We start from the raw sequence: 22,028 nt of genomic DNA, 5'->3' as shown, positions 1-22,028 counted from the left end.
TCAGCCGAAGCGGCCGGAGATGTAGTCTTCGGTCGCCTTCTGGGTGGGGTTGGAGAAGATGCGCTCGGTCTCGTCGATCTCGATGAGCTTGCCGGGCTTGCCCTGGGCCTCGAGGTTGAAGAACGCGGTCTGATCGCTTACCCGCGCAGCCTGCTGCATGTTGTGGGTGACGATGACGATCGTGAACTTCTGCTTCAGTTCCGAGATCAGATCCTCGATCGCGAGCGTGGAGATCGGATCCAGCGCGGAGCACGGCTCGTCCATCAGCAGCACATCGGGTGAGACCGCGATGGCGCGGGCGATACACAAGCGCTGCTGCTGACCACCGGACAGGCCACCGCCGGGCTTGTCGAGGCGATCCTTCACCTCGTTCCACAGATTGGCGCCACGCAGCGAGCGCTCGGCGACCTCGTCGAGCTCGCCCCGGTTGCGTACCCCCTGCAGCTTCAGTCCGGCCACCACATTGTCGCGAATAGACATGGTGGGAAACGGGTTCGGCCGCTGGAACACCATGCCGATGGTGCGGCGCACACCCACCGGGTCGACGGCCGAGCCGTAGATGTCCTCACCGTCGAGCAGCACAGCGCCCTCGACCCGTGCGTTCGGAGTCACCTCGTGCATGCGGTTCAGCGATCGCAGCACCGTGGACTTGCCACACCCCGACGGACCGATGAAGGCGGTGACGCTGCGTGGCAACACGGTCAGCGAGACATCGCCCACGGCATGGAACTTGCCGTAGAAGATGTTGAGATCTTTGACGTCGATCCGCTTGGCCATTGTCGTCTTCCGTTCGCTTCTATCGTTTCCGCGTGAGCAGTTTGTTGGCCACGGCCGCACCGATGTACAGCAGCGCGATGAGCAGGATCAGCGTCAGCGCCGCACCCCACACTCGCAGCTGACCGGCCGGTTCCGGGTTGGTGAGTTCCTGATAGATCATCAGCGGCAGCGAGGCCATATTTCCGTCGAAGACATCGAAATTGATCGACTTGGAGTAGCCGACCAGCACCAGCACCGGCGCGGTTTCACCCATGACGCGGGCGACCGCGAGCAACATGCCGCTGATCATGCCCGGTAGTGCGGTGGGCACGACGATCCGCAGAATGGTCTTCCACTTCGAGATCCCCAGCGCGTAGGACGCTTCGCGCAATTCGTCGGGAACCAGTTTCAGCATTTCCTCGGTGCTGCGGACCACGACCGGCAGCATCAGCAGCACCAGTGCCAGTGACACCGCGAACGCCGACTGCGGAAACCCGAAGGTGGCGATCCACAGCGCGAACACGAACAGCGACGCCACGATCGAGGGCACGCCGGCAAGGATGTCGACCATGAACGTGGTGGTCTTGGCGAGCCGGCCACGACCGTATTCGACCAGGTAGATCGCCGCCATGATGCCCAGCGGCACCGCGATCAGCGCGGCGACCGCGGACTGCACGACGGTGCCGTAGATGGCGTGGTACACACCGCCACCGACGACATCGGGCAGGATGCCCTTCTGTGAATTCGTCCACCAGGTGCTACTGGTGATGGCGCTGAATCCCTTCTCCACCACCAGATACAGCACCCAGCCCAGGGGCACCAGCGCGATGGCGAAACACAGCCACATGACACCGGTGGCCAGATTGTTGCGCATCTTGCGTCCGGTACTCACCCGCCGGAACGCGGGAGCCTTGACCGGCTCGTCGAATGTGGTCGTGGTGGTCATCAGCCGTTCACCTTTCCGCCGGCGGCAACCCGGGCCAGCGCGTTGACCACGAAGGTCAGTGCGAACAGGACGAAGCCCGCGGCGATATAAGCGCCGGTCGGCAGAGCCTGACTGAACTCCGAGGCCGCCGAGGCGATCTTGGAGGCGAAGGTATAACCGCCGTCGAACAGCGACCAGCTGCCGGCTTCGGCAGCGGTGTGCAGCACGATCAGCACCGCGATGGTTTCGCCCAGCGCCCGGCCCAGTCCCAGCATGGATCCCGCGATCACGCCGCTGCGGCCGTACGGCAGCACGGTCATCCGCACCACCTCCCACTTGGTGGCGCCCAGCGCCTGTGCCGCCTCGATCTGCGCCCGCGGTGTCAGCTGGAAGACCTCGCGGCTGACGGAGGTGATGATCGGCAGAATCATCACCGCGAGCACGACCCCGGCGGTGAAGATGGTGCCGCCGCCGTCGATCGAGACGTTGCCTTCCCGGAACAGGAAGAACCAGCCCAGGTTCTGGTTGAGGAATTTCTCGACCGGCGCGAGCTGATCGGCGAGCACCAGCAGGCCCCACAGCCCGAACACGATCGAGGGCACCGCGGCGAGCAGATCCACCAGCATCGCGAACGGCCGGGCCAGCACCTTCGGCGCGTACTGGGTGAGGAACAGCGCGATGCCGATGCCCAGAGGTACCGCGATCAGCAGGGCCAGCAGCGAACTGAGCACCGTGACCATGAACAGGTCACGAATGCCGAAGTGCATATTGTCCGGATCGGAGACCCGGAACTCGGTGCTGGTGAAGAAGTTGTCCTTGTTCGCCAGAATCGACGGCACGGCGCGGATCAGCAGAAACAGGGCGATGAGCGCGATAGCGCCGACGACCGTGGCGCCGGCGGCCGTGGCCAGGGAGCGGAAGATCCGTTCTCCGCGGCGGTCACGACCACCATTGCGACCGGCCGGTTTATTGCTCGGTTCGCTCGGCATGGAGGAAGTATCTCCCGGCGGTACTGCACTGCCCTGCCGCGACCCGGCCGAATCCGGCCGGCCCGCGGAGGACACTTCTTCGTGGACTGTCATGTGCTTCGCAATCAGGAGATGGCGTCGATGGCAGTGGTCAGCTTGGTCTTGAACGCATCCGGGATCGGCACGTAGCCGGAATCCTCCAGGCCGATCTGACCGTTGTCGATCGCCGAGTGCAGGAAGGCCTTCACCGCGGTAGCGGTGGCGGCGTCCGGGTACTTCGAGCAGACGATCTCATAGGTGGCCAGCATGATCGGATAGGCACCCGCATCGGTCGGCTGATAGAACGAGTTGGTGTCGATGACCAGGTCGTTGCCCTCACCGACGATCTTCGCGGCAGCGATGGCCTTACCCGCCGAATCGGTGTTCAACGGCACCGGCTGGTCGGAGGCTCCGGTCACGATCTGCGCCGTGGACAGCTGCTGCGACCGGGCGAACGACCATTCGTTGTAGGTGATCGACCCCTCGGTCTTCTTGACCGCAGCCGAGGTTCCCTCGTTGCCCTTGAGTCCCTCACCGACGCCGCCGGCGAAGGTCTTGCCCGCACTCTTGCCCCACGCGCCGTCCGAGGCGGCCGTGAGATAACGCTGGAAGTTGTCGGTGGTTCCCGACTCGTCACTGCGGAAGAAGACGTGGATCGGCTGCTGCGGCAGGTTCGCCGTCGGGTTCAACGCCTTGACCGCCGGATCGTCCCAGCTGGTGATGGTTCCGTTGAAGATCTTGGCGACGGTCGGGCCGTCGAGCACCAGGTCCTGTACCCCACCGAGGTTGTAGGTCACCGCGATCGGGCCGAAAACCGTCGGGAGGTTCCAGGCTGGGGATCCACACCGTTCCGCGGCGCGCTTCGGCTCGTCCTTCTTCGCATCCAGTACCGAGTCGGAACCGCCGAAATCGGTCTGTCCGCCCAGGAATTCGTTCACGCCCGCACCGGATCCGCTGGAGGTGTAGTTCAGCGTGTGGCCGTCGCAGTTGTTCTCGTAGGCGGCGATGAAACGGTCCATCGCGTTCTTCTGAGCGGAGGATCCGCTCGCCTTCAAGGAGTCCTTACCGCCACACGCGACGTCCGCCGTGGTGGTGTTTCCGGTCGCGGCCGAGTTGTTGTCGCTGCCACAGGCTGTCAGTGTCAGAGCGCCGGCTGCCGCCAGCACGCCGAGGAGAGCGCCGCTGCGCTTGAGATTCACCTGGTTCCTCCGGGAATCGCTTCGTACTCGTCCGATCCCTCAACGACCGGACGGGTCCTGTGGGTGGCCGTTCGCAGAGAACTTGCACACCGAGCAGCGAATGCCGCCCACAAGTAACGTAGGTTCGCCCGGTTGACAGCGGGACCTGGCCGAGTGAACGCGAGGTGAACAGCCCGACGCCAAACGGATTCGATCCTGTGAAGTGCGCCGCATCTGCCCCAGCAACAGCCCTGCTCGCACGCATACGCGAGGCGATACCCGGCGGCGGCGACCGTAATCAATCTCACCCGAACAGTCGGTCACCAGAAGATAGCCGACCGCCGGTCAGCGAGCAGCGTAGGCGGCGTCGATATGCGCGGTCTCGAAGCCCAGCCGGGAGTAGGTGTGTACAGCGGCGGTGTTGTCGGCCTCGGTGTACAGAATCACCTCACCCAGACCACGTTCCCGCAAATGGTGCAGGCCGGCGAGGGTCAACAGCCGACCCAGCCCCCGCCCTTGGGCGGCCGGGTCGACCGCGACCACGTACACCTCACCGAGTGCGGCCGAGCCGTCGTCGCCACGGTCGGGCTCGTGCACCTTGGTCCAGTGGAATCCGAGAATCCGCTCCGGATCGGCGGCATCGGTCGCGATGAACAGGCCCTTCGGATCGAACCAGGCCGCTGCCCGGCGGGCGTCGATCTCCGATTCCGTCCAGCCGCCCTGCTCCGGATGCCAGTCGAAGGCAGTGTTGTTGACCCGCAGGATCTCCGCATCGTCCGCCGGCCCGGCGTAGGTGCGCAGGGTGATGTCGCCGGGCACCTGCAACGCTGGTAGCTCGACGCTTGCCGGAAGGCGCATCTGCCACAGTTCACGGGCCACCACCAGTCCGAGGCGTCCGGCCACCGCGCGCGCCGGTGCCAGATTTCCGTGCGCCCAGATCCGGGCCCCCGGTCCACCCGCCTCCAGTGCCCCGGCCACCAGCGTCGCGCCGATACCCCGGCCACGCAGCCGCGGATCCACGACGGCCTCGGCCATCGCGGGGTGTTCACCGTGCGCCGGCACGAGATTCGCGTAGGCAACCAGTTCCCCGTCACGCTCGATCGGCAGGTGCCGGACCGGAGCAGCCGACTCGGCCTCCCCGGCGCCCGGTGCCTCGGAGGCGTCGGCGGCCTGGGCGGGGGCAGGCGCGGTCAGCGAGAGCACCGCCTGCTCCGAAATCGGCGCGACGCCGTCGGTGGCGCTCGCCCGATCCACCAGCTCCGCGACCTGCGCCGCGACCTCCGGTGTCAGTTCGGTGTTCCAGACCGGCAACTGCTCGCTCACAACGACCCCTCACTCATCCGAATTCGCCGCCCCGGGCAACCGGGGTCAGCGCCACGATAATTCCCGGCGCACCGGATACGGGTTCCCGGCGCACCGCGCTGCAGCTCACGGACCCACCACGCAGCGGTTTCGGGACGCACTGCGCCGCAGCTCCGAGATGCACCGCGCAGCAGCGCCGGGCGCACCCGCGCAGGGCGAGCTCAGCTGGTTCCGTTGGCCGGGCTGAGCGGGGTGGTCTCGGTGTCGCCGTCCTCGTCCGGCGCGGGTGCGGACTGCTCGCCGCCCTTGGGCTTGGCCGAACGCGCCGGCCGCACTGCCTTGTAACCGACATTGCGGACGGTGCCGATCAGCGATTCGTATTCGCTGCCGAGCTTCGCGCGCAGCCGCCGCACGTGGACGTCGACGGTGCGGGTACCGCCGAAGAAGTCGTAACCCCACACCTCCTGCAGTAGCTGGGCGCGGGTGAATACCCGGCCGGCGTGCTGGGCCAGGTACTTCAGCAGCTCGAATTCCTTGTAGGTCAGATCGAGCGGGCGGCCGCGCAAGCGGGCGGTGTAGGTGCCCTCGTCGATCACCAGCTCACCGAGGGTGACCTTGCCGGTGTTCTCGGGGGCCGCACCACCGCTGCGCGCCACCAACAGGCGCAGGCGTGCATCGAGTTCGGCCGGGCCGGTCCCGGGCAGCAGGATGTCGTCGAGTCCCCAGTCGGCGTTGACCGCCACCAGCCCACCCTCGGTCAGGACCGCGACGACCGGCACCGAGGATCCCGTACTGCCGAGCAGTCGGCACAATCCCCGTGCCGCGGCCAGGTCGGTGCGGGCATCCACCAGGGCGATATCGGCGGTGCCGGCCTCCAGCAGCGACGCCACTTCGGTCGGAGCGGGACGGATATGGTGTGGCAGCAGTGCCAGCGAGGGCAGGACGGCTTCCGGGTTCGAATCGGACGTCAGCAGGAGTAGCTCCACCGGCTCTCCTCCCAATCTGGCATGTCCGCGGCAACCACGACGTCGATCGCGAAACCATGCGCGTCGGCACAGGTAATTGCTGGATACATTAGCGCGCGCCCGAACCGGGGCGGATTTTCCGGATCCACTCGGCTCGGCACTGTGTCCAGCAGCGATAGCCGCCGGCCCCCCGGGATCGTTCCTCCGAGGCACTCGCGGCGTTCGGCGCGGCGGCAGATATCGTGCCTACCCGGGTAGCCTCCTCACCGAGGCCCCCGCACCTGGACAATCCTCCGCGCGCGACCCCTCGGTTCCCGCGCATCGGACGGCCTGAACTCGGAGCATGTGGATGAGAAAACTGATCGTCGGACTGCTGTCGGTGGTCGCGATCGCCGTAGTGGTCGATTTCACCGCCGCGGCCTACTCGGAATACCGGGTATCGCGGTCGCTGCGCGCCGGCGGTGAGCTCAGCGCCGATCCCGAGGTGACGATTCACGGGTTCCCGTTCCTGATTCAGGCCGCGCAAGGCAACTACCGCGATATCGAAGTGCAGGCTCGCGCGAACCGGCCCGATATCCCCGGCGAGATCCTGGTCGAGAGCACCCTCAACGGTGTGCACCTGTCGACCCGCAATCTGATCGACAATCAGATGCGATCGGTGATGGTGGACCGGGTCGCCGGGCGGATGCGGATCGAACCGGTCGAACTGGGCCGCCTGTTCAACATCCCGGACCTCGAGGTGGTCACCCGTCCGGCCGACAAATCCGACGGTACCGGCGGCTCCGGTGGTTCGGGAATGACGACCGAAGGGGCCCTGGTACTCACCGGCAGCATCCGGCTCGGCCCCGAGAACCGCAGCACCGACCGGATCAGCGTGAAGGCCGACCTGTTTCTCGACGGGGATCAGATCAAACTGGTCGCCACCGATCTGTATCACGGTGGCGTCGACACCACCGCTCCCGTGACCACCGCCTCCGAACTCGGTCCGGATCTGGACAAGGCCGCTGTGCTGGCACGATTCACCCGTACCATCGACACCAGGGATCTACCTTTCGGAGTGCCCCCGAAGAAGGTGCAGGCTGTCGGCGGCAATATCGTGGTAGAGGGGGAAGGGGAGAATATCCGCATTGATATGGACAGGTTTGCCCGACCATGACTCAACTCGTCATCCTGATCGTCGTACTGCTGGCCGGTGTTGCCGTGGGATTCGTCCTGCGCTACCGGGAGGGCCGGGTACGCGCGGGAAAGGTCGATGAGCTCGGCGGCTCACGCGCCGAACTGCTCACCGCCGTGGGCGTCACCGATGCGGTACCCGCGGTAGTGCACTTCTCCGCCGAATGGTGCGGCCCCTGCTCCGCGGTCCGGCGAGTGGTGGCCGGGGTCGTCGCGGATCTGTCCGACACCGCGGCACCGCCGCGCGATATCGAGGTCGATATCGATGCCGAGGCGGAGCTGGCGCGTGAACTGAACGTCTTGTCGCTGCCCACGACCTTCGTCTTCGATGCCCGCGGCCGGGAACGGTTCCGGATCTCGGGCGTGCCCAAGGCCGCCGATCTGCGCAGTGCCCTGACGCCACTGACCCTCGCCGAAGCGGCCTGAACTTCCTGGTCAACGCTGCTTTTTCGATACCGGGCGCCCCATCTTGGCGCCGAGTTTCGTACCCGGGGTCCAATTCCCTGCCGAAACCGGGTAAACTGCTTTACGTGCAAACCCGCCGAGAGCTGATGCTCACCCGACGCCGCACAGTAGATCTGTGCCGCCTCGGCGGTTGTTGCTGCCTGTGCATGTAGCCGGTCGGCCTTTCGTTTCCCTGCCGCCGACCGGTTGTCCACCGCGTGTGTGATCTCGACGATCCCCCGGTGATCCGACTATCTCTGACAGATAAGCCTTCTTCAGCGCAGGAGCATTCGTGCCTCAGAACACCGATACCCCCAACCCCGGGCAGGTGGACGTGCGCGGACCACGGTTCGCGGCGTGGGTCACCACCGGCGTCCTCGTTCTCGTCCTCGTCGTCTCGGCCTTCTCCACACCGGCCGCGGCAGTACTGATCGCGCTGCAGGCGATCGTCTTCGCTGTCGGTGCGGCGTACGGGCCGCGACGCAGCCCGTACGGCCGGCTGTTCGCCGCGTTCGTCGCGCCGCGGATCGGACCGGCCACCGAGACCGAACCGGTGCCGCCGCTTCGGTTCGCCCAGCTGGTCGGCTTCGTCTTCGCGGCCGCCGGTTTCATCGGCTTCGTGGCCGGCGCGGGCGTGGTCGGCGCCGTCTTCACCGCGTTCGCCCTGTTCGCGGCATTGCTCAACGCAGCCTTCGGCATCTGCCTGGGCTGCCTCGCCTACCCGCTGATCCAGCGGCTGACCACCCGCTCCGGCACTCCGGCCGGCGCAGCACACTGACCGGCTCGTCGGATACCGACCGGCCCCGAAACCACCGACCGATATCTCCACATACCCCAGAAGTCACATCGAAAGGAACAACATGGCTCGCTCCGATGTCCTGGTCTCCGCAGACTGGGTCGAAGAGAACCTCAACACCCCCGGCGTCGTTCTCGTCGAGGTCGACGAGGATGCCTCCGCCTACGACACGGGCCACATCGAGGGTGCCGTAAAGATCGACTGGAAGAAGGATCTGCAGGATCCGGTTCGGCGTGACTTCGTCAACCGTGAGCAGTTCTCCGATCTGCTGTCGGCCCGCGGCATCAGCAACGACGACACCGTCGTGCTCTACGGTGGCAACAACAACTGGTTCGCGGCCTACGCCTACTGGTACTTCAAGCTGTACGGCCACCAGGACGTGAAGCTGCTCGACGGCGGCCGCAAGAAGTGGGAGCTCGACGCGCGCCCGCTGTCCACCGATGTGGTGGCCCGCCCGGCGACCAGCTACAAGGCCTCCGAGCAGGACCTGTCGATCCGCGCCTTCCGCGACGACGCCATCAACGCGATCGGCGCGAAGAACCTCGTCGACGTGCGTTCGCCCGACGAGTTCTCCGGCAAGATCCTCGCTCCCGCGCACCTGCCGCAGGAGCAGAGCCAGCGTCCCGGCCACATCCCCGGCGCCATCAACGTGCCGTGGAGCAAGGCCGCCAACGAAGACGGCACCTTCAAGTCCGACGAGGACCTGGCCGCCCTGTACAAGGAAGCGGGCCTGGACGGCGAGAAGGAGACCATCGCCTACTGCCGCATCGGTGAGCGTTCCTCGCACACCTGGTTCGTGCTGCAGGAGCTGCTGGGCCACAAGAACGTCAAGAACTACGACGGGAGCTGGACCGAGTACGGCTCCCTCGTCGGTGCACCGATCGAGTTGGGAGCGTAACCAGACATGTGTGCAGCACCTACCCAGGGTCAGGCCCTTCCGGCCAACGTCGACACCGAGAAGGAGACGGTCCTCACCGGCCGTGTCCTCGATGCGGACGGGAACCCGGTAGGCGGCGCCTTCGTCCGCCTGCTGGACTCGAGCGACGAGTTCACCGCCGAGGTCGTGGCCTCCGGCACCGGTGACTTCCGCTTCTTCGCCGCGCCCGGCACCTGGACCCTGCGGGCCCTGTCGTCGGCGGGCAACGGCTCGGCAGAGGTCAGCCCCGAAGGGGCCGGCGTCCACAATGTCGACGTGAGCGTCGCCAAGTAGGACCACCGAGAACGTCCTCCGTCAACTGCCCCGGGAACAACATTCCCGGGGCAGTTTTCGTATCGGCGGGGGTAGTCGTTAAACTCCGATATGTGGTCTTAGCCTTCGAAATTCTGCTGGTCCTCGTCTCCGTGCTGATCGCGTGGTTCGGTCTGTACGTCCTCTACCGGCTGTTCACCGAATCGTGACGGAGTCGGCGGACGATGCGGCCCGCCGCGGTACTGTCGATGCGGCCCGCCGCGGTAGTGGCGACGAGGCCGTAGCGAAGGCTGCCGAGCGCGCCGAGTCCACCGGTGGGCGCAACATTCCCCAGCTGCCCGATCTACCGCTGCCCGAGGACACCGCGAATCTGCGGGTCGGTCCCGATCTGAGCGCCTCCATGCTCGCGCTGCTCCCGCTGGTCGGTGTGTGGCGCGGCGAGGGTGAGGGCAACGACCCCGAGCGCGGCGGCGACTATCGCTTCGGCCAGCAGATCATCGTGTCGCACGACGGCGGTGACTATCTGGCCTGGGAGTCCCGTTCCTGGGTGCTGGATTCCGAAGGCGAGTACTCCGGCCCCGACCTGCGCGAGAGCGGGTTCTGGCGGGTCGGCATCGAAGGCGACGACGAAGTTCTCGAACTGCTGCTGACCCACAGCTCCGGCGTCGTCGAACTGTTCTACGGCCAAGCCCTGACCCAGTCCTCCTGGGAACTCGCGACCGATGTGGTGATCCGCAGCCAGTCCGGTGCGGTCGTCGGCGGCGCGAAACGCCTCTACGGCATCGTCGAAGGCGGCGACCTCGGCTACGTAGAGGAGCGAGTGGAATCCGACGGAGCCCTCCAGCCCCGCCTGTCCGCCCGCCTCCAGCGCTACATCGGCTGAACGCGTAAGCGCAAACGAAGCCGACCTGCCCGCCGGCGAAACCCCAGATCACACCAGCGCGAAACCCACTGTTCTCCTGCACCAACAGAACCACTGATCTCGCCAGAACATGGGTAACTCACCGGGTACGGGCTGAGCAGACCGAACGCCCCACCGCACCCGCCGACGCGAAGCAACCCCGCACCCGAGCCTGGCCTAAAATTGCGGGGAGGCGGCACGGCACAGCCCCCGAGCTTTACGGCGGAGAATTACTTCTCGTCGCCGTACCCGGTCGGACAACCGGGAGCTCGGGGGCCGGGTGACTGCCTTGGATTAGCTCAGCGCTCGCGCGGGGAGTGAATCCACTGCAGCGTGCCGCGGTACGGGTACCGCGGCTGTGGCGCTCAACCGGCAGCCACCTCACGCGTCCTATGAATATTCATTCGTCGAACCACCTCCTTTCCCGTGTACCGACGAAACTACCGGCGCCGGGACAGGCACGCAACGGATTTTCCCCACAGCCGAATTCGCTGCGTGACCTGGTGGTTAAGCGGTGGCTGCCGGATGGGAGACGGTGACCGCCCCGCCCGGTGCGACGGTGACCACGGTGTCGGCGCGATGGTCGGTGGGCAGCTGATGGGTCACCACCACCACGGTGCGATCGGGTGCGATCAGTCCGCTGGTCTCGTCCAGCAGCGCCCGCAGCAGGTCCGCACCGGCACCGGCCTCCATATGCTCGGTGGGTTCGTCGAGCAGCAGGGTGTGAGCCGGGGCGACCAGCGCCCGTGCCAGCAACAGCCGGCGCCGCTGACCACCCGAGACCGCGGCGGCACCGCCGACCAGATCGGTGTCCAGGCCCTCGACCTGGGCGTCCAGCCAGGGCCCCGCCCCCACCGCGCGCAGGGCCTGTTCGGCATCGTCCGCGCTCAGATCACCGCGGGCGACCCGGAGATTCTCCAGCACCGTGGTGCCGAACAGGTGGGCATCCTCAGCGAAGAAGGTAATGCCGGGCCGCGGCGTATCGAACAGCCCCGCCCAGCCCATGAGCAGGGTGGTCTTGCCCGCGCCGCTGGGGCCGACCACGGCGATCCGCCGTCCCGGCGGGATCTCGGGCAGGGTCCGCGCGAGCCGAGCCCGCAGCTGCCCGTCCGCGAGCATCTCGGATTCGCTCGGCGCGCCCACTTCGGTGCCGCTCACCGCGCCCGCCCGCACCGCGGAGGGGCTCATCCGTTCCACGTCGCGGATGCGGCGTACGGCAGCGCGGCCGGTGGTGAGTGCCTGCGCGGCGGCGGGCAACACCCCGACCGCCTCGAAAGCCGACAGCGGCAGCAGTACCAGGATCGTGAAGGCCATGGGCGAAATCCCGCCGGGCGCGGCAGGCTGCAGCCGTTCGGCCACCGCATCGGACCCGCTGCCGTACAGCGCGATGCCGATCAGTAATGCCCCCAGCACGCTGACCCCGATCGACAGCGGCGTGGCCGCGGCCGCCCACGCACTGTGCGAGGCGGCCCGGTCCTCGGCCGCCACCGCGCGTTCGGAGGCCGCTGTGGCGGTCCCGACGGCGTCCTGGAGCCGACCTGCCACCCGCAGTTCGGGAGCGTGGTCGAGGACGGTCACCGCCGCGGCCCGGAATTCGGCACGATCGTCGCGCACCGCCAGCTCGGCCTCCTGTCCGGCGCGCGCGGACAGCCAGGGCGCGAATACTCCCGAAACCAGCAGGGCCACCGCGAGTATCGCCGCGGCCGGCCCGGAAATGGTGGCCAGCAGCGCCACCGCAGCGATCGACAGCAGCAGTGCGACCGCGATGGGGACCAACGCTCGCACGACCACCGAGCCGAGATCGTCGATATCGGCGCCGATTCTGGTCAGCAGATCTCCCCGGCGCAGCGGTGCGGACTTGTCCCGTGTCACCGCTCGGCCACGCCCGCGCGTAGTCCAGATATCGGCCCGAGCCAGCGCGGTATACACCGTCGTCCGCGCAGTCGTCATCGCCCGCAGCGCTACATCGTGGGTGGCGAGCCTTTCGATGTAGCGGAACAGCCCACGCGAGATACCCAGCGCCCGCACCGCGACCACCGCGACAGTGAGATCCAGGACCGGTGGCATCTGCCAGGCGCGCGCGATCAGCCAGGCCGCCAGCGCCGCCAGTCCGAGACCGCTCCCCAGCGCGACGGTCCCCCAGGCAACCGACAGCGCGACCCGCCACGGCGATATCTGCGACAAGCGGCGCAGATCCCGAAGTTCCGACCACAGTCTCATCGTCTTCCCCCTCCTGCGCCCGGGCCGGACAGTCCGCCCGGAACCACCTGCGTGGACGCCACCCCCGCAGTCCCGGGCACCGAGAAGTCCGCGAAACCCGCTCGGCCCGACGACAACTGCCGGTCTTGCCGGTCGATCCGCTGCGGGTGCGCCATCGCGTCCTCGTGTTCCGAGTCCTGCTGCGGCTCGGTTTCTCCGACCGGCCACTGCTCTGCGCCGGCAGCCGGTCCGGCGTCGGCGACGCGCTCGGCAGCCGTGGTCGGGGCTCGGCGGGGCGGGCCGGGACGCGGCGGTTCCGGTTCTTCCCCACTCGGCACCCCACTCGCCTCGACCTCGACGATTCGGTCCGCGATGGCGAGCACAGTGGGCCGGTGTGCGACCACCACGACGGTGGCGCCTGCCCGCGCCCGCTCCGACAGGGCGGCGAGAACTGTTGCCTCACTGCGGTCGTCGAGATGTGCCGTGGGTTCGTCGAGAAGCAGGACCGGGCGGTCGGCGGCGAGTACTCGGGTCAGGGCCAGGCGCTGGCCCTGGCCCAGGGACAGGCCCAGCCCGCCCGCACCGACGACGGTGTCCCACCGGTCCGGCAGTTCGGCCAGCACCTCGTCGAAGCCGGTGGCCGCGCAGATCCGGGCGATATCCGGGGACGCCGGGTCCGCACCGAACAGTTCGAGGTTCTCCCGAAGGGTGCCGGGCAGCAGCACGGGCCGTTGCGGCAACCAGGCCAGGCGGGCCCACCATGCCTCGGGGTTCAGCTCGTCGAGCGGGCGGCCACCCACGTGCACACTGCCCTGTTCGGGCCGTGTCAGCCCCAGGATCGCTTGCAGCGCCGTCGATTTACCGCATCCGTTCGGTCCGGTGAGCACGGTGACCGTCCCCGGCCGCAGGACTGCCGACAGGTCGGCCGGTGCATAGCCGTCCCTCGCCCGCACACCGACTCCGCACAGTTCGATCGGTCCGGGCGCCGGCGCCGCCGAACCCGTCGGCGCGGCCCGGTCTCGGTGCGGCGGTTCCGCACCGGGCGGATCCAGTACCGCGAAAGCCCGTTCCGCCGCGGCCATCCCGTCCTGCGCGGCATGGAAGCGCTCCCCCACCGTGCGCAGTGGCAGGTAGACCTCGGGCGCCAGGATCAGGCCCAGTAATCCGGCGTACAGCCCCATGTTCCCGTAGACCAGCCGCATGCCGATCGATACCGCGACCAGCGCCACACACAGAGTGGCCAGCATCTCCAGCACCATCGACGACAGGAACGCGACCCGCAACGTCGCCATGGTCCGCTTGTGCAGTGCTTCCCCCAGCTCGCGTACCCGGCCCCGCATGGACGGCGCATGCCCGTCGGCGGCACCGGTTTCGCGGCCGAGGGCGCGCAGGGTCGGCATGCCCGCGAACAGATCGAGCATCTGATCCGACAGCCGGGTGGTCGCGCTGAGCGCCTGTTCGGCGCGCCCCTTCGTCATCAGGCCGATGAGGATCATGAACAGCGGAACCAGCGGCAGTGTGACCAGAATGATGATCGCCGCGGTGAGATCGTGCAGCGCGATCACCACCAGCACGATCGGCGGTACCAGCGCCGCCAGCAGCAGCGCCGGCAGGTATCCGGTCAGGTAGGCACGCAACCCGCCGAGCCCGTCACCGACCACCACGGCGAGTTCGGTACGCCGGGAATCCAATTCACGCGGCGGGAGGGCGGCGCCGGCGGTGAGCACGGAAGTCTCCAGCTCCGCAACCACCTGCGCCCCCGCCCGATGGGCAAGCCGCGACTGCCACCAGCTCGCCAGCACCCGCACCGCGAGTGCCGCCGCGAGGACCACCAGTTCGGTGGCCCAGGCTCCGGCGGTCCGGCGGCCGGGATCGGTGATCACGCCGGCCGCCACGCGCGCCAGCATCAGCGCCGCGACCACGATGCTCGCCGTGACCACCACCGACAGGCCCACGCTGATGATCAGGTAGCGCCGTGCGGTGCTCGCATAGCGCCACAGCCGGGAATCGACGGGCCTGGCCATGGTTATCGGGTGCGGGCGCGCAGCGGCAGCCCGATCGGCGGCGGAATCTGTTCCACGGTGATCCGCTTGCGGAACACCCAGTAGGTCCAGCCCTGATAGATCAGCACGACCGGGGTCAGCACCACTGCCACCCAACTCATCACGACCAGGGTGTAATGCGTGGACGAGGCGCTGACGGTGGCGTGCCCGTCGACCGTCCGGCCGTCCACGGACAGTCCGTACGCGGCATCGAGGGTGGACGGCAGCACGTACGGGAACAGCGCGCCGAACAGCAGTACCAGCGCGGCCACGATGGTCAGCGCCGTTCCGGTGAAGGCCCATCCGTCGCGGTGGCGCAGCACCGCGACGCCGGCCAGCACCAAACCGAATACGGCCAGCCCGAGCGGGATCCACGTCCAGCCGTGGCCGTAGGCGAGTTGGGTCCACACGCCGAACCCGCCCACCACGACGACCGTGGGCAGCCAGATCCCGCGGGCGATCCGCTCCACCTGGTCGCGCAGGTCACCGCCGGTCTTGAGTGCGATGAACACCGCGCCGTGCAGCACGAACAGCAACAGTGTGGTCAACGCTCCGAGCAGGGCGTAGGGGTTGAGTAGATCCAGGAACCCGTCGAGCACCTGCTTGTGCTCGTCGACCCGCACCCCGCGCACGATATTGGCGAAGGCCAATCCCCAGGCCAGTGCCGGTACCCAGGAACCGAAGGCGATGGCGGCATCGGTCCACCACCGCCAGCGCGGATCGTCGATCTTGCCGCGCCATTCGATGGCGACGGCGCGCACGATCAACGCCAGCAGAATCAGCAGCAGCGCCACGTAGAAGCCGGAGAACAAGCTGGCGTACCACTCGGGGAAGGCCGCGAACATCGCGCCGCCCGCGGTGATCAGCCACACCTCGTTACCGTCCCAGACCGGCCCGATCGTGTTGAGTATCGCGCGCTTTCGGATTTCGTCGCCGCGCCCGACGATCGACATCAGGATGCCGACGCCGAAGTCGAATCCCTCGAGCACGAAGTAACCGGTGAACAGGATACCGATCAGCAAGAACCAGAATTCGGGAAGACTCATCCTCGGCTCCTCAGTACGCGAACGACAGCTTGCCGACGTCGGCCGTTTCCGATTCCGACGGTGGTTTCTCGGGGCCGGCGATGACATAGCGGCGCATCAGGAAGAACCAGGCGAACGCCAGCACGCCGTACACCAGGGTGAACACGATCAGCGAGGCCAGCACCGTGCCCGCACTGTGGCCGGATACCGCATCCTGCACCGTCATCCGAATCTCCGGGTTGCCGGTGGGGTTGGGTGCGACCACCCACGGCTGCCGTCCCATCTCGGTGAACACCCAGCCTGCGCTGTTGGCCAGGAACGGCGTGGGGATGCAGATCAGGCACAGCCATTTGAACCATTTCTGATCGGGCACCCGGCCGCGGCGGGTCATCCAGAAGCCGAGCACCGCGATCAGCGCCGAACCGACGGCCCAGCCGATCATGGCGCGGAAGGTCCAGTAGGTGACGAACAGATTGGGCCGGTAGTCGCCGGGACCGTATTTCTCGTTGTACGAGATCTGCAGGTCCTTGACGCCTTCCAGCGTCACACCGCTGAATTTGCCCTCCGCCAGGAACGGCAACACTCCCGGCACCTCGATGACGTGGGTGACGCTGTCGCAGTTGTTGTGGGTGCCGACGGTGAGGACCGAGAAGTCCGGGTCGGTGGCGGTGTGGCACAGCGATTCCGCCGAGGCCATCTTCATCGGCTGCTGCTGGAACATCAGCTTGCCCTGCACGTCACCGGTGACGACCAGGGCGATGCCGGAGATCACGATCACCCACATGCCGCACCGGGCGGCCGGACGCCACATCGAACGCGCCTCGGCCAGTTTCTCGGCGTCGCCGGAGCGGGCGTGGCGCACCATCCACCAGCCGCCGATCCCCGCCACGAAGGTGCCGGCGGTGAGGAACGCACCCGCGACGACGTGCGGGAAGGCCGCGAGCGCGGTGTTGTTGGACAGCAGGGCGGCGATGCTCTGGAGTTCGGCGCGGCCGGTCTCGGGGTTGTAGCGCGCGCCGACCGGATGCTGCATGAACGAGTTCGCGGCGATGATGAAGTAGGCCGAGGCGGTCACGCCGATAGCGACCAGCCAGATGGTGGCCAGGTGCACCAGCTTGGGCAGACGTGACCAGCCGAAGATCCACAGTCCGAGGAAGGTCGATTCGAGGAAGAATGCCGCGAGGCCCTCCATCGCCAGCGGTGCGCCGAAGACGTCACCGACGAAACGGGAGTATTCGCTCCAGTTCATTCCGAACTGGAATTCCTGGACGATCCCGGTCGCGACACCCAGTGCGAAGTTGATCATGAACAACTTGCCGAAGAACTTCGTCAGGCGGTACCAGTGGTCCTTACCCGTGATGACCCAGGCGGTCTGCATTCCCGCGACCAACGGCGCGAGGCCCACGGTCAGGGGCACGAAGATGAAGTGATAGACGGTCGTAATTCCGAATTGCCAACGTGAGACGTCGACGACATCCATCCGGCGGCCTCCTGTGTCATGCGGAAAATCCACACGTACTACTACCTGTAGTAGATGAGCCTACGCCGGAACGGCCGTGGGGCAACGAGTCCTACGTCACGACGCCCCTACAATTTTTGCTGCGCGATAACGGGTTCCGGATCTCGGCCCCACTGCTTACGCGTCAGTCTCGCATACTCCTCAGTTCCAGTCGGCGATATTCCAGGCTCTGTCGATGCCCCGGTCCACCATTTCCGTGATTTCCGCGGCACACTCCGGCGCCGACATGCGCAACCCGTCCAGGGTCGTCACCCGAGCCGCCAGCGTGACGCTGGACAGTAGCCAAACACTGTCTGCCGTCACGAGATCTGCGGTGAACAGTGATTTGTACTCACATTTCCAGCCCGCCTTCTCCGCCTCGGCGAACAACGCCCGCTGCGTGATGCCGGGAAGCACGCCGTCCCGGGCCGGTGGAGTGAGCAACTGTTTGTCACGCTGGATGACCACGGTCGATCGCGGCCCTTCCAGCACCCGATGCTCGGTACTGGTGAAGATCACGTCGTCGGCATCCATCCGGGCCGCGAACCGCAGGGCCGCCATATTGGTCGCATAGGAGAGGGTTTTGGCTCCCATCAGCAACCACGGCGCGTTCGTCGCCAACTCGGTCGAGATGCCGCGGGCCAGGGTGATCACCGAGATCCCCTCGGAGCGCACCCGTTCGACCCGGTCGGCGACCGGGCTCACCATCACATAACCGGTGAGACTCGGTGCGGGCCCGGAGAGTTCACCGGTGCCGGGACGCTTCACCTCGGCACCCTCACGCCCGCGCGTCAGCACCATGCGCAGCATGCCCTCGCGGTCGCTCCCCCACTCCTTGGCAGCGGCCTCCACCGCTGTACGCCACTGCGCGACGTCGGGATCCGGCAGTTCCAGCGCCTCCGCCGAACGCCGCAGCCGAGCCAGATGTAATTCCAGCGCACTCGCTTTGCCGTCGCGCACCAATACCGTTTCGAAGACACCGTCACCGCGCAGGGCGCCGATGTCGTCCGCGAAGAGCAACGGCGCGCCCGGATCCTGAACCGCGCCGTCGAGTGTTACCAGAACTCGATCCATGCGTGGCAGCCTAGGCGAATCGAGGCCACCTGGCGTGGGTACGCGTTCGCCGGTGGGGGGCGCGAGTCGGTGGAACCGCCTATTGTGGAGAACGTGTCCGTGGTTGCCGCCCCCAGTCCACTGCTCGGCCTCCCAGGGGCCGTGCCCGGCCCGCCAGACAGTCCCGATGCCGCAGTCCCGTGGCATTACGGCGATCCCTTCGGCGAACAACGCGCCGCCACCGACCGTGCGGTGATCGTCGACCGCTCCCACCGCTTCGTGGCATCGATCACCGGCGCCGAGCGGCTCAGCTGGCTCCACACGATTTCCAGCCAGCACATCGCGGAACTCGGCGACGGCCGGTCCGCGGAAGATCTCGATCTGGATCTGAACGGCCGCGTCCAGCATCATTTCGTGCTCTCCGACCTGAACGGCACGGTATGGCTCGACACCGAGAGTGAACGCGGGCCCGACCTGCTGAGTTTCCTGCAGAAGATGGTCTTCTGGGCCGCCGCGGAACCGAAGGCCGAACCCGATTACGCGGTACTGAGCCTGCTGGGGCCTCGCTGGCGGGAGCTGACCGAGGCGCTCGGCGTGTCCGAACTGCCCGGTGTCTACGAGGCGGTCCCGCTCCCCGACGGCGGATTCCTGCGCCGCATGCCCTGGCCCACCGAGGATTCCTTCGATCTGGTGCTGCCCCGCGCCCAACTGAGCGAGCGCTGGACGGCTCTGACCGCGGCCGGAGCCGAACCTGCCGGGCTGTGGGCCTTCGAGGCGCTGCGGACCGCGGCGTTGCGACCGCGCATCGGCATCGACACCGACGACCGCACCATTCCCCAGGAGGCCGGCTGGATCGGCGGCCCGGAGGAATTCGGCGCGGTCCATCTGAACAAGGGCTGCTATCGCGGCCAGGAGACCGTCGCGCGGGTACATAACCTCGGTAAGCCGCCGCGCCGGCTGGTGCTGCTGCACCTGGACGGATCCGCGGATGCCCGCCCGGCGGCGGGCGATCCGGTGAGCGCCGGTGGTCGCTCGGTCGGCCGGGTCGGCACCGTGATCGACCATTTCGAACTGGGCCCGATCGCGCTGGCGCTGGTCAAACGTGCCGTCGGCGCCGACACCCGGCTGGAGGCGGGCCCGATGGCCGCGGCCATCGACCCGGATTCGATCCCCACCGACGAGGCCCCGCAGGCCGGCCGGCTCGCCGTGGACAAGCTGCGCGGCCGGTGAACGCTCTCCCACCCACCGGGGATGCCGCTGTGCGGCAGGCAGGTGCGCTGGGACGGGTGCTCGCGGTCTGTGTGCTGCATGCCGAACTCGAGGTGCCCGCGAAGGTGAGCCGGGTCGGGCGTACCGCGATAGACAAGCGGCCGGTCGACGACCGCGTCGCGGTGCGAGCACTGGGACTCGACGGCGATCACGTCTGCGATACGAAACACCACGGCGGTGTCCATCAGGCCGTGTACGCCTATGCCGAGGAGGATGCCCGGCAGTGGGGCGACCGTCTCGGACGACAGTTGCCGCCCGGCTGGTTCGGCGAGAATCTGCGTATCCGCGGGCTACCGGTCAGCGATGCGGTGATCGGCGAACGCTGGCGGGTCGGCGACACCCTGCTGGAGGTCACCGCACCCCGGGTACCGTGCGCCACCTTCGGTCACTGGGCAGCCGAGCCGCAGTGGGTCAAGCGCTTCACGCTGCAATCCGACACCGGCGCGTATCTGCGAGTGCTCACCGAGGGCTCGATCGGCGCGGGCGACCGGGTGCAGGTCGATCACGTCCCCGCGCACGGTGTGACCGTGCGCGAGCTGTTCACCGGTAACGATGCGGACCGACTGGCCCAGCTGCTGGCGGCCGAGCCGAGTGTGTCCGACGACGTCCGGATGCAGGTCGCCCGGCACACCCGCCGGACGGCCGGACGCGTCGCGAACCACGATCCGCGCACCGGCCGCCGTCCGGCCGGTGCCGCGACCGACGGCGAAGGAGTGCGATGAGCGTCGAATTGGTGGAGGTCGTCCGCTCCGGGTTCCGCGAATGTGTGCACCGCGGCTCAGTGGTGATCGTCGGCGCCGACGGGGAGCCGGTACTGAGCCTGGGGGAAGTGCATCTGCCGGTGTACCCACGCTCGACCAACAAGCCGATGCAAGCGGTCGCGCTGTTGCGGAACGGATTCGAACCCGCCGACGAGGCCGAACTCGCCATCGCGACGGCGTCACACTTCGGCGAGCCCGAACATCTCGCCCTGGTGCAGCGGTTGCTCGACCGCTTCGGATTCGACGAGAAGGACCTCGAATGCCCGCCCGATCTGCCGATGGGCGAGCAGGCCCGGGCCGAGGCGCTGGCCGGGCACGACGTCACCACGGCCGCGCGCCCGATCTACATGAACTGCTCGGGAAAGCATGCCGCGATGCTGGCGACCTGCGCGCTCAACGGCTGGCCGACGTCGGGATATCTCGACCCGGGTCATCCGCTGCAACAGGCCGTCACCGCGACCATCGTCGACCTGACGGGTGAACCCGAAACCGATCTCGGCATCGACGGCTGCGGCCTGCCGATCGTGCCGGTATCGCTGATCAACCTCGCCCGTGCCTACTCGGGGCTGGCGACGGCTCCCTCCGGATCTCCGCAACGCCGGGTCGCGGATGCGATTCGGCACCATCCGTACGTGATTTCGGGCACCAACGCGCCCGACTCGGAGACTATGCGCGCAACCCCCGGGCTGCTCTGCAAAATCGGAGCAGACGGTCTGCATGCGGGTGCGCTGCCGGACGGCCGGGCCTTCGCATACAAGATCGATGACGGGCACGACCGGGCCCGAATGCCGCTGACGCAGGCGATTCTCCAGCGTATGGGGGTGGAGTGGACCGAGACTCATGCCGAGCTCGCGGGCCCCCCGGTGCTCGGCGGCGGAGCCAGGGTCGGCATCATCCGGGCAATCCCCGGCACCGTGTAAAAAGTCACGTTTCCGCCGAATCCACGTGTGGGCCCCCAGCAAACAGCGGCCGTTCCGGAGTCTTCACCCACTCCTGGGAGCGCGACTGCCTGACACACGCTAAAGTGTCTGTCAGGAAGATTATTAATTCGAACGGGGCCGCCAAACCACCCCAGGCCGCCCCGCAGTGACGCGAGGGGGTCAGCCATGGGCCGTGGCCGGGCTAAGGCAAAGCAGACCAAGGTTGCACGCGAGCTCAAGTACAGCTCGCCGTCTACCGACTTCTCGAGCCTTCAGCGCGAACTGTCGGGGCACCCTCCCCGGCAGAGCAGTGTGCTGTCCGAAGACCACGATTCGGACGAACCACTCAAGCGCTGGGAGGACGATGAGGACATCGACGACTGGCGCCGCTGATCTCGTATCGACGTACACGGTGGGGAGGACCTGAGGGGCCTCCCCTTTCGCACGTCGATAGTGATCACAGCGACGGGTCGAACGACTTTCGCATCGCCAAGGGCTCGCGGATACGGGTTGCCGCCACGGCACGTCCGGAAGAATCGGACCGTGCCGACGGCGGCATTACCCGTTTCTGACGTCTCCAGGTAACAGGCCGGATCGGCAACGCCGTCCGGACAACCACAGCACC

Annotated in this window: 20 protein-coding genes and 1 pseudogene; 10 read left to right on the top strand and 11 right to left on the bottom strand. The window is 67.4% G+C overall.

Annotation, left to right across the window (positions count from 1 at the left end; genetic code table 11):
* The 6 genes from pstB to NV2_RS18055 form a co-directional block, all read right to left on the bottom strand.
* Positions 1–777 (bottom strand): phosphate ABC transporter ATP-binding protein PstB, encoded by a 777-nt coding sequence (gene pstB / locus NV2_RS18080; RefSeq protein ID WP_067875424.1) that lies wholly within the window; start codon positions 775–777, stop codon positions 1–3.
* A 19-nt stretch (positions 778–796) separates the two neighbouring features.
* Positions 797–1,702: a phosphate ABC transporter permease PstA gene (gene pstA / locus NV2_RS18075; RefSeq protein ID WP_067875420.1), complete on the bottom strand. Its 906-nt coding sequence runs from the start codon at positions 1,700–1,702 to the stop codon at positions 797–799.
* The gene (gene pstC / locus NV2_RS18070) at positions 1,702–2,670 is read right to left on the bottom strand and encodes a phosphate ABC transporter permease subunit PstC (protein ID WP_067875508.1); all 969 of its coding nucleotides are present in this window, start codon (positions 2,668–2,670) and stop codon (positions 1,702–1,704) included. Before pstC ends, pstA begins: the two co-directional genes overlap by 1 nt.
* A gap of 104 nt (positions 2,671–2,774) precedes the next feature.
* A complete protein-coding gene (pstS, locus tag NV2_RS18065) occupies positions 2,775–3,887 on the bottom strand; it encodes a phosphate ABC transporter substrate-binding protein PstS (RefSeq protein WP_067875417.1) in 1,113 nt (370 codons plus the stop codon).
* A 324-nt stretch (positions 3,888–4,211) separates the two neighbouring features.
* Positions 4,212–5,189: a mycothiol synthase gene (gene mshD, locus NV2_RS18060; RefSeq protein WP_067875415.1), complete on the bottom strand. Its 978-nt coding sequence runs from the start codon at positions 5,187–5,189 to the stop codon at positions 4,212–4,214.
* Positions 5,190–5,389: 200 nt separating this feature from the next.
* Positions 5,390–6,154, bottom strand: coding sequence for a winged helix-turn-helix transcriptional regulator (locus NV2_RS18055; protein ID WP_067875411.1), 765 nt, complete (start codon positions 6,152–6,154; stop codon positions 5,390–5,392).
* A gap of 328 nt (positions 6,155–6,482) precedes the next feature.
* Here NV2_RS18055 and NV2_RS18050 point away from each other — a divergent pair, with 328 nt between their 5' ends.
* The 6 genes from NV2_RS18050 to NV2_RS18025 all read left to right on the top strand — a co-directional run bounded on the left by NV2_RS18050 (position 6,483) and on the right by NV2_RS18025 (position 10,618).
* On the top strand, positions 6,483–7,289 hold the full coding sequence (locus tag NV2_RS18050) for an LmeA family phospholipid-binding protein (protein WP_067875506.1): 807 nt from the start codon (positions 6,483–6,485) through the stop codon (positions 7,287–7,289).
* On the top strand, positions 7,286–7,732 hold the full coding sequence (locus NV2_RS18045; protein ID WP_067875408.1) for a thioredoxin family protein: 447 nt from the start codon (positions 7,286–7,288) through the stop codon (positions 7,730–7,732). The genes NV2_RS18050 and NV2_RS18045 overlap by 4 nt, the downstream gene beginning before the upstream one ends.
* Before the next feature lie 310 nt (positions 7,733–8,042).
* Positions 8,043–8,528, top strand: coding sequence for a DUF4395 domain-containing protein (locus NV2_RS18040; protein ID WP_067875405.1), 486 nt, complete (start codon positions 8,043–8,045; stop codon positions 8,526–8,528).
* 82 nt (positions 8,529–8,610) lie between these two features.
* Positions 8,611–9,444 carry a sulfurtransferase gene (locus NV2_RS18035; protein WP_067875402.1) on the top strand — a complete coding sequence of 278 codons (834 nt, stop codon included), beginning with the start codon at positions 8,611–8,613 and terminating at the stop codon, positions 9,442–9,444.
* A gap of 6 nt (positions 9,445–9,450) precedes the next feature.
* Positions 9,451–9,756 (top strand): DUF1416 domain-containing protein, encoded by a 306-nt coding sequence (locus NV2_RS18030; protein ID WP_067875399.1) that lies wholly within the window; start codon positions 9,451–9,453, stop codon positions 9,754–9,756.
* Positions 9,757–9,937: 181 nt separating this feature from the next.
* A complete protein-coding gene (locus NV2_RS18025; RefSeq protein ID WP_067875504.1) occupies positions 9,938–10,618 on the top strand; it encodes a heme-binding beta-barrel domain-containing protein in 681 nt (226 codons plus the stop codon).
* Positions 10,619–11,143: 525 nt separating this feature from the next.
* On the opposite strand, the gene cydC is transcribed toward NV2_RS18025, so the two are convergent.
* The 5 genes and pseudogenes from cydC to NV2_RS18000 form a co-directional block, all read right to left on the bottom strand.
* Complete coding sequence (gene cydC, locus NV2_RS18020) at positions 11,144–12,856, bottom strand: thiol reductant ABC exporter subunit CydC (protein WP_067875396.1); 1,713 nt, start codon at positions 12,854–12,856, stop codon at positions 11,144–11,146.
* Between the two features lie 314 nt (positions 12,857–13,170).
* Positions 13,171–14,859, bottom strand: a pseudogene (gene cydD, locus NV2_RS18015) (thiol reductant ABC exporter subunit CydD); the annotation flags it as partial.
* A 2-nt stretch (positions 14,860–14,861) separates the two neighbouring features.
* Complete coding sequence (gene cydB, locus NV2_RS18010; protein ID WP_067875393.1) at positions 14,862–15,923, bottom strand: cytochrome d ubiquinol oxidase subunit II; 1,062 nt, start codon at positions 15,921–15,923, stop codon at positions 14,862–14,864.
* A 10-nt stretch (positions 15,924–15,933) separates the two neighbouring features.
* Positions 15,934–17,382, bottom strand: a complete 1,449-nt coding sequence (locus NV2_RS18005; RefSeq protein WP_067875390.1) for a cytochrome ubiquinol oxidase subunit I — start codon at positions 17,380–17,382, stop codon at positions 15,934–15,936.
* Between the two features lie 180 nt (positions 17,383–17,562).
* On the bottom strand, positions 17,563–18,474 hold the full coding sequence (locus NV2_RS18000; protein WP_067875387.1) for an aminodeoxychorismate lyase: 912 nt from the start codon (positions 18,472–18,474) through the stop codon (positions 17,563–17,565).
* 81 nt (positions 18,475–18,555) lie between these two features.
* On the opposite strand from NV2_RS18000, the gene ygfZ reads away from it, so the two are divergent.
* From ygfZ to NV2_RS17980, 4 genes are all read left to right on the top strand, one after another.
* Entirely contained in the window at positions 18,556–19,683 is a 1,128-nt protein-coding gene (gene ygfZ / locus NV2_RS17995; RefSeq protein WP_067875502.1) for a CAF17-like 4Fe-4S cluster assembly/insertion protein YgfZ, read from the top strand.
* Positions 19,680–20,444, top strand: coding sequence for an MOSC domain-containing protein (locus NV2_RS17990; protein ID WP_373863580.1), 765 nt, complete (start codon positions 19,680–19,682; stop codon positions 20,442–20,444). Before ygfZ ends, NV2_RS17990 begins: the two co-directional genes overlap by 4 nt.
* Positions 20,441–21,403: an asparaginase gene (locus NV2_RS17985; RefSeq protein ID WP_067875381.1), complete on the top strand. Its 963-nt coding sequence runs from the start codon at positions 20,441–20,443 to the stop codon at positions 21,401–21,403. Before NV2_RS17990 ends, NV2_RS17985 begins: the two co-directional genes overlap by 4 nt.
* A 186-nt stretch (positions 21,404–21,589) precedes the next feature.
* Positions 21,590–21,796: a DUF3073 domain-containing protein gene (locus NV2_RS17980; protein ID WP_067875378.1), complete on the top strand. Its 207-nt coding sequence runs from the start codon at positions 21,590–21,592 to the stop codon at positions 21,794–21,796.
* Positions 21,797–22,028 lie beyond the last annotated feature (232 nt).

Source organism: Nocardia vermiculata NBRC 100427 (assembly GCF_001613265.1).
Lineage (GTDB): Bacteria > Actinomycetota > Actinomycetes > Mycobacteriales > Mycobacteriaceae > Nocardia > Nocardia vermiculata.
The sequence above is the reverse complement of the archived record's forward strand: the minus strand, read 5'-3'. Positions and strand labels throughout refer to the sequence as shown.

Bases quoted from the DNA above. Each gene is read 5' to 3' on its own strand.
- pstB (WP_067875424.1), bottom strand. From the start codon at position 777: ATGGCCAAGCGGATCGACGTCAAAGATCTCAACATCTTCTACGGCAAG.
- pstA (WP_067875420.1), bottom strand. From the start codon at position 1,702: ATGACCACCACGACCACATTCGACGAGCCGGTCAAGGCTCCCGCGTTC.
- pstC (WP_067875508.1), bottom strand. From the start codon at position 2,670: ATGCCGAGCGAACCGAGCAATAAACCGGCCGGTCGCAATGGTGGTCGT.
- NV2_RS18050 (WP_067875506.1), top strand. From the start codon at position 6,483: ATGAGAAAACTGATCGTCGGACTGCTGTCGGTGGTCGCGATCGCCGTA.
- NV2_RS18045 (WP_067875408.1), top strand. From the start codon at position 7,286: ATGACTCAACTCGTCATCCTGATCGTCGTACTGCTGGCCGGTGTTGCC.
- NV2_RS18035 (WP_067875402.1), top strand. From the start codon at position 8,611: ATGGCTCGCTCCGATGTCCTGGTCTCCGCAGACTGGGTCGAAGAGAAC.
- NV2_RS18030 (WP_067875399.1), top strand. From the start codon at position 9,451: ATGTGTGCAGCACCTACCCAGGGTCAGGCCCTTCCGGCCAACGTCGAC.
- cydC (WP_067875396.1), bottom strand. From the start codon at position 12,856: ATGAGACTGTGGTCGGAACTTCGGGATCTGCGCCGCTTGTCGCAGATA.
- cydB (WP_067875393.1), bottom strand. From the start codon at position 15,923: ATGAGTCTTCCCGAATTCTGGTTCTTGCTGATCGGTATCCTGTTCACC.
- NV2_RS18005 (WP_067875390.1), bottom strand. From the start codon at position 17,382: ATGGATGTCGTCGACGTCTCACGTTGGCAATTCGGAATTACGACCGTC.
- NV2_RS18000 (WP_067875387.1), bottom strand. From the start codon at position 18,474: ATGGATCGAGTTCTGGTAACACTCGACGGCGCGGTTCAGGATCCGGGC.
- NV2_RS17985 (WP_067875381.1), top strand. From the start codon at position 20,441: ATGAGCGTCGAATTGGTGGAGGTCGTCCGCTCCGGGTTCCGCGAATGT.
- NV2_RS17980 (WP_067875378.1), top strand. From the start codon at position 21,590: ATGGGCCGTGGCCGGGCTAAGGCAAAGCAGACCAAGGTTGCACGCGAG.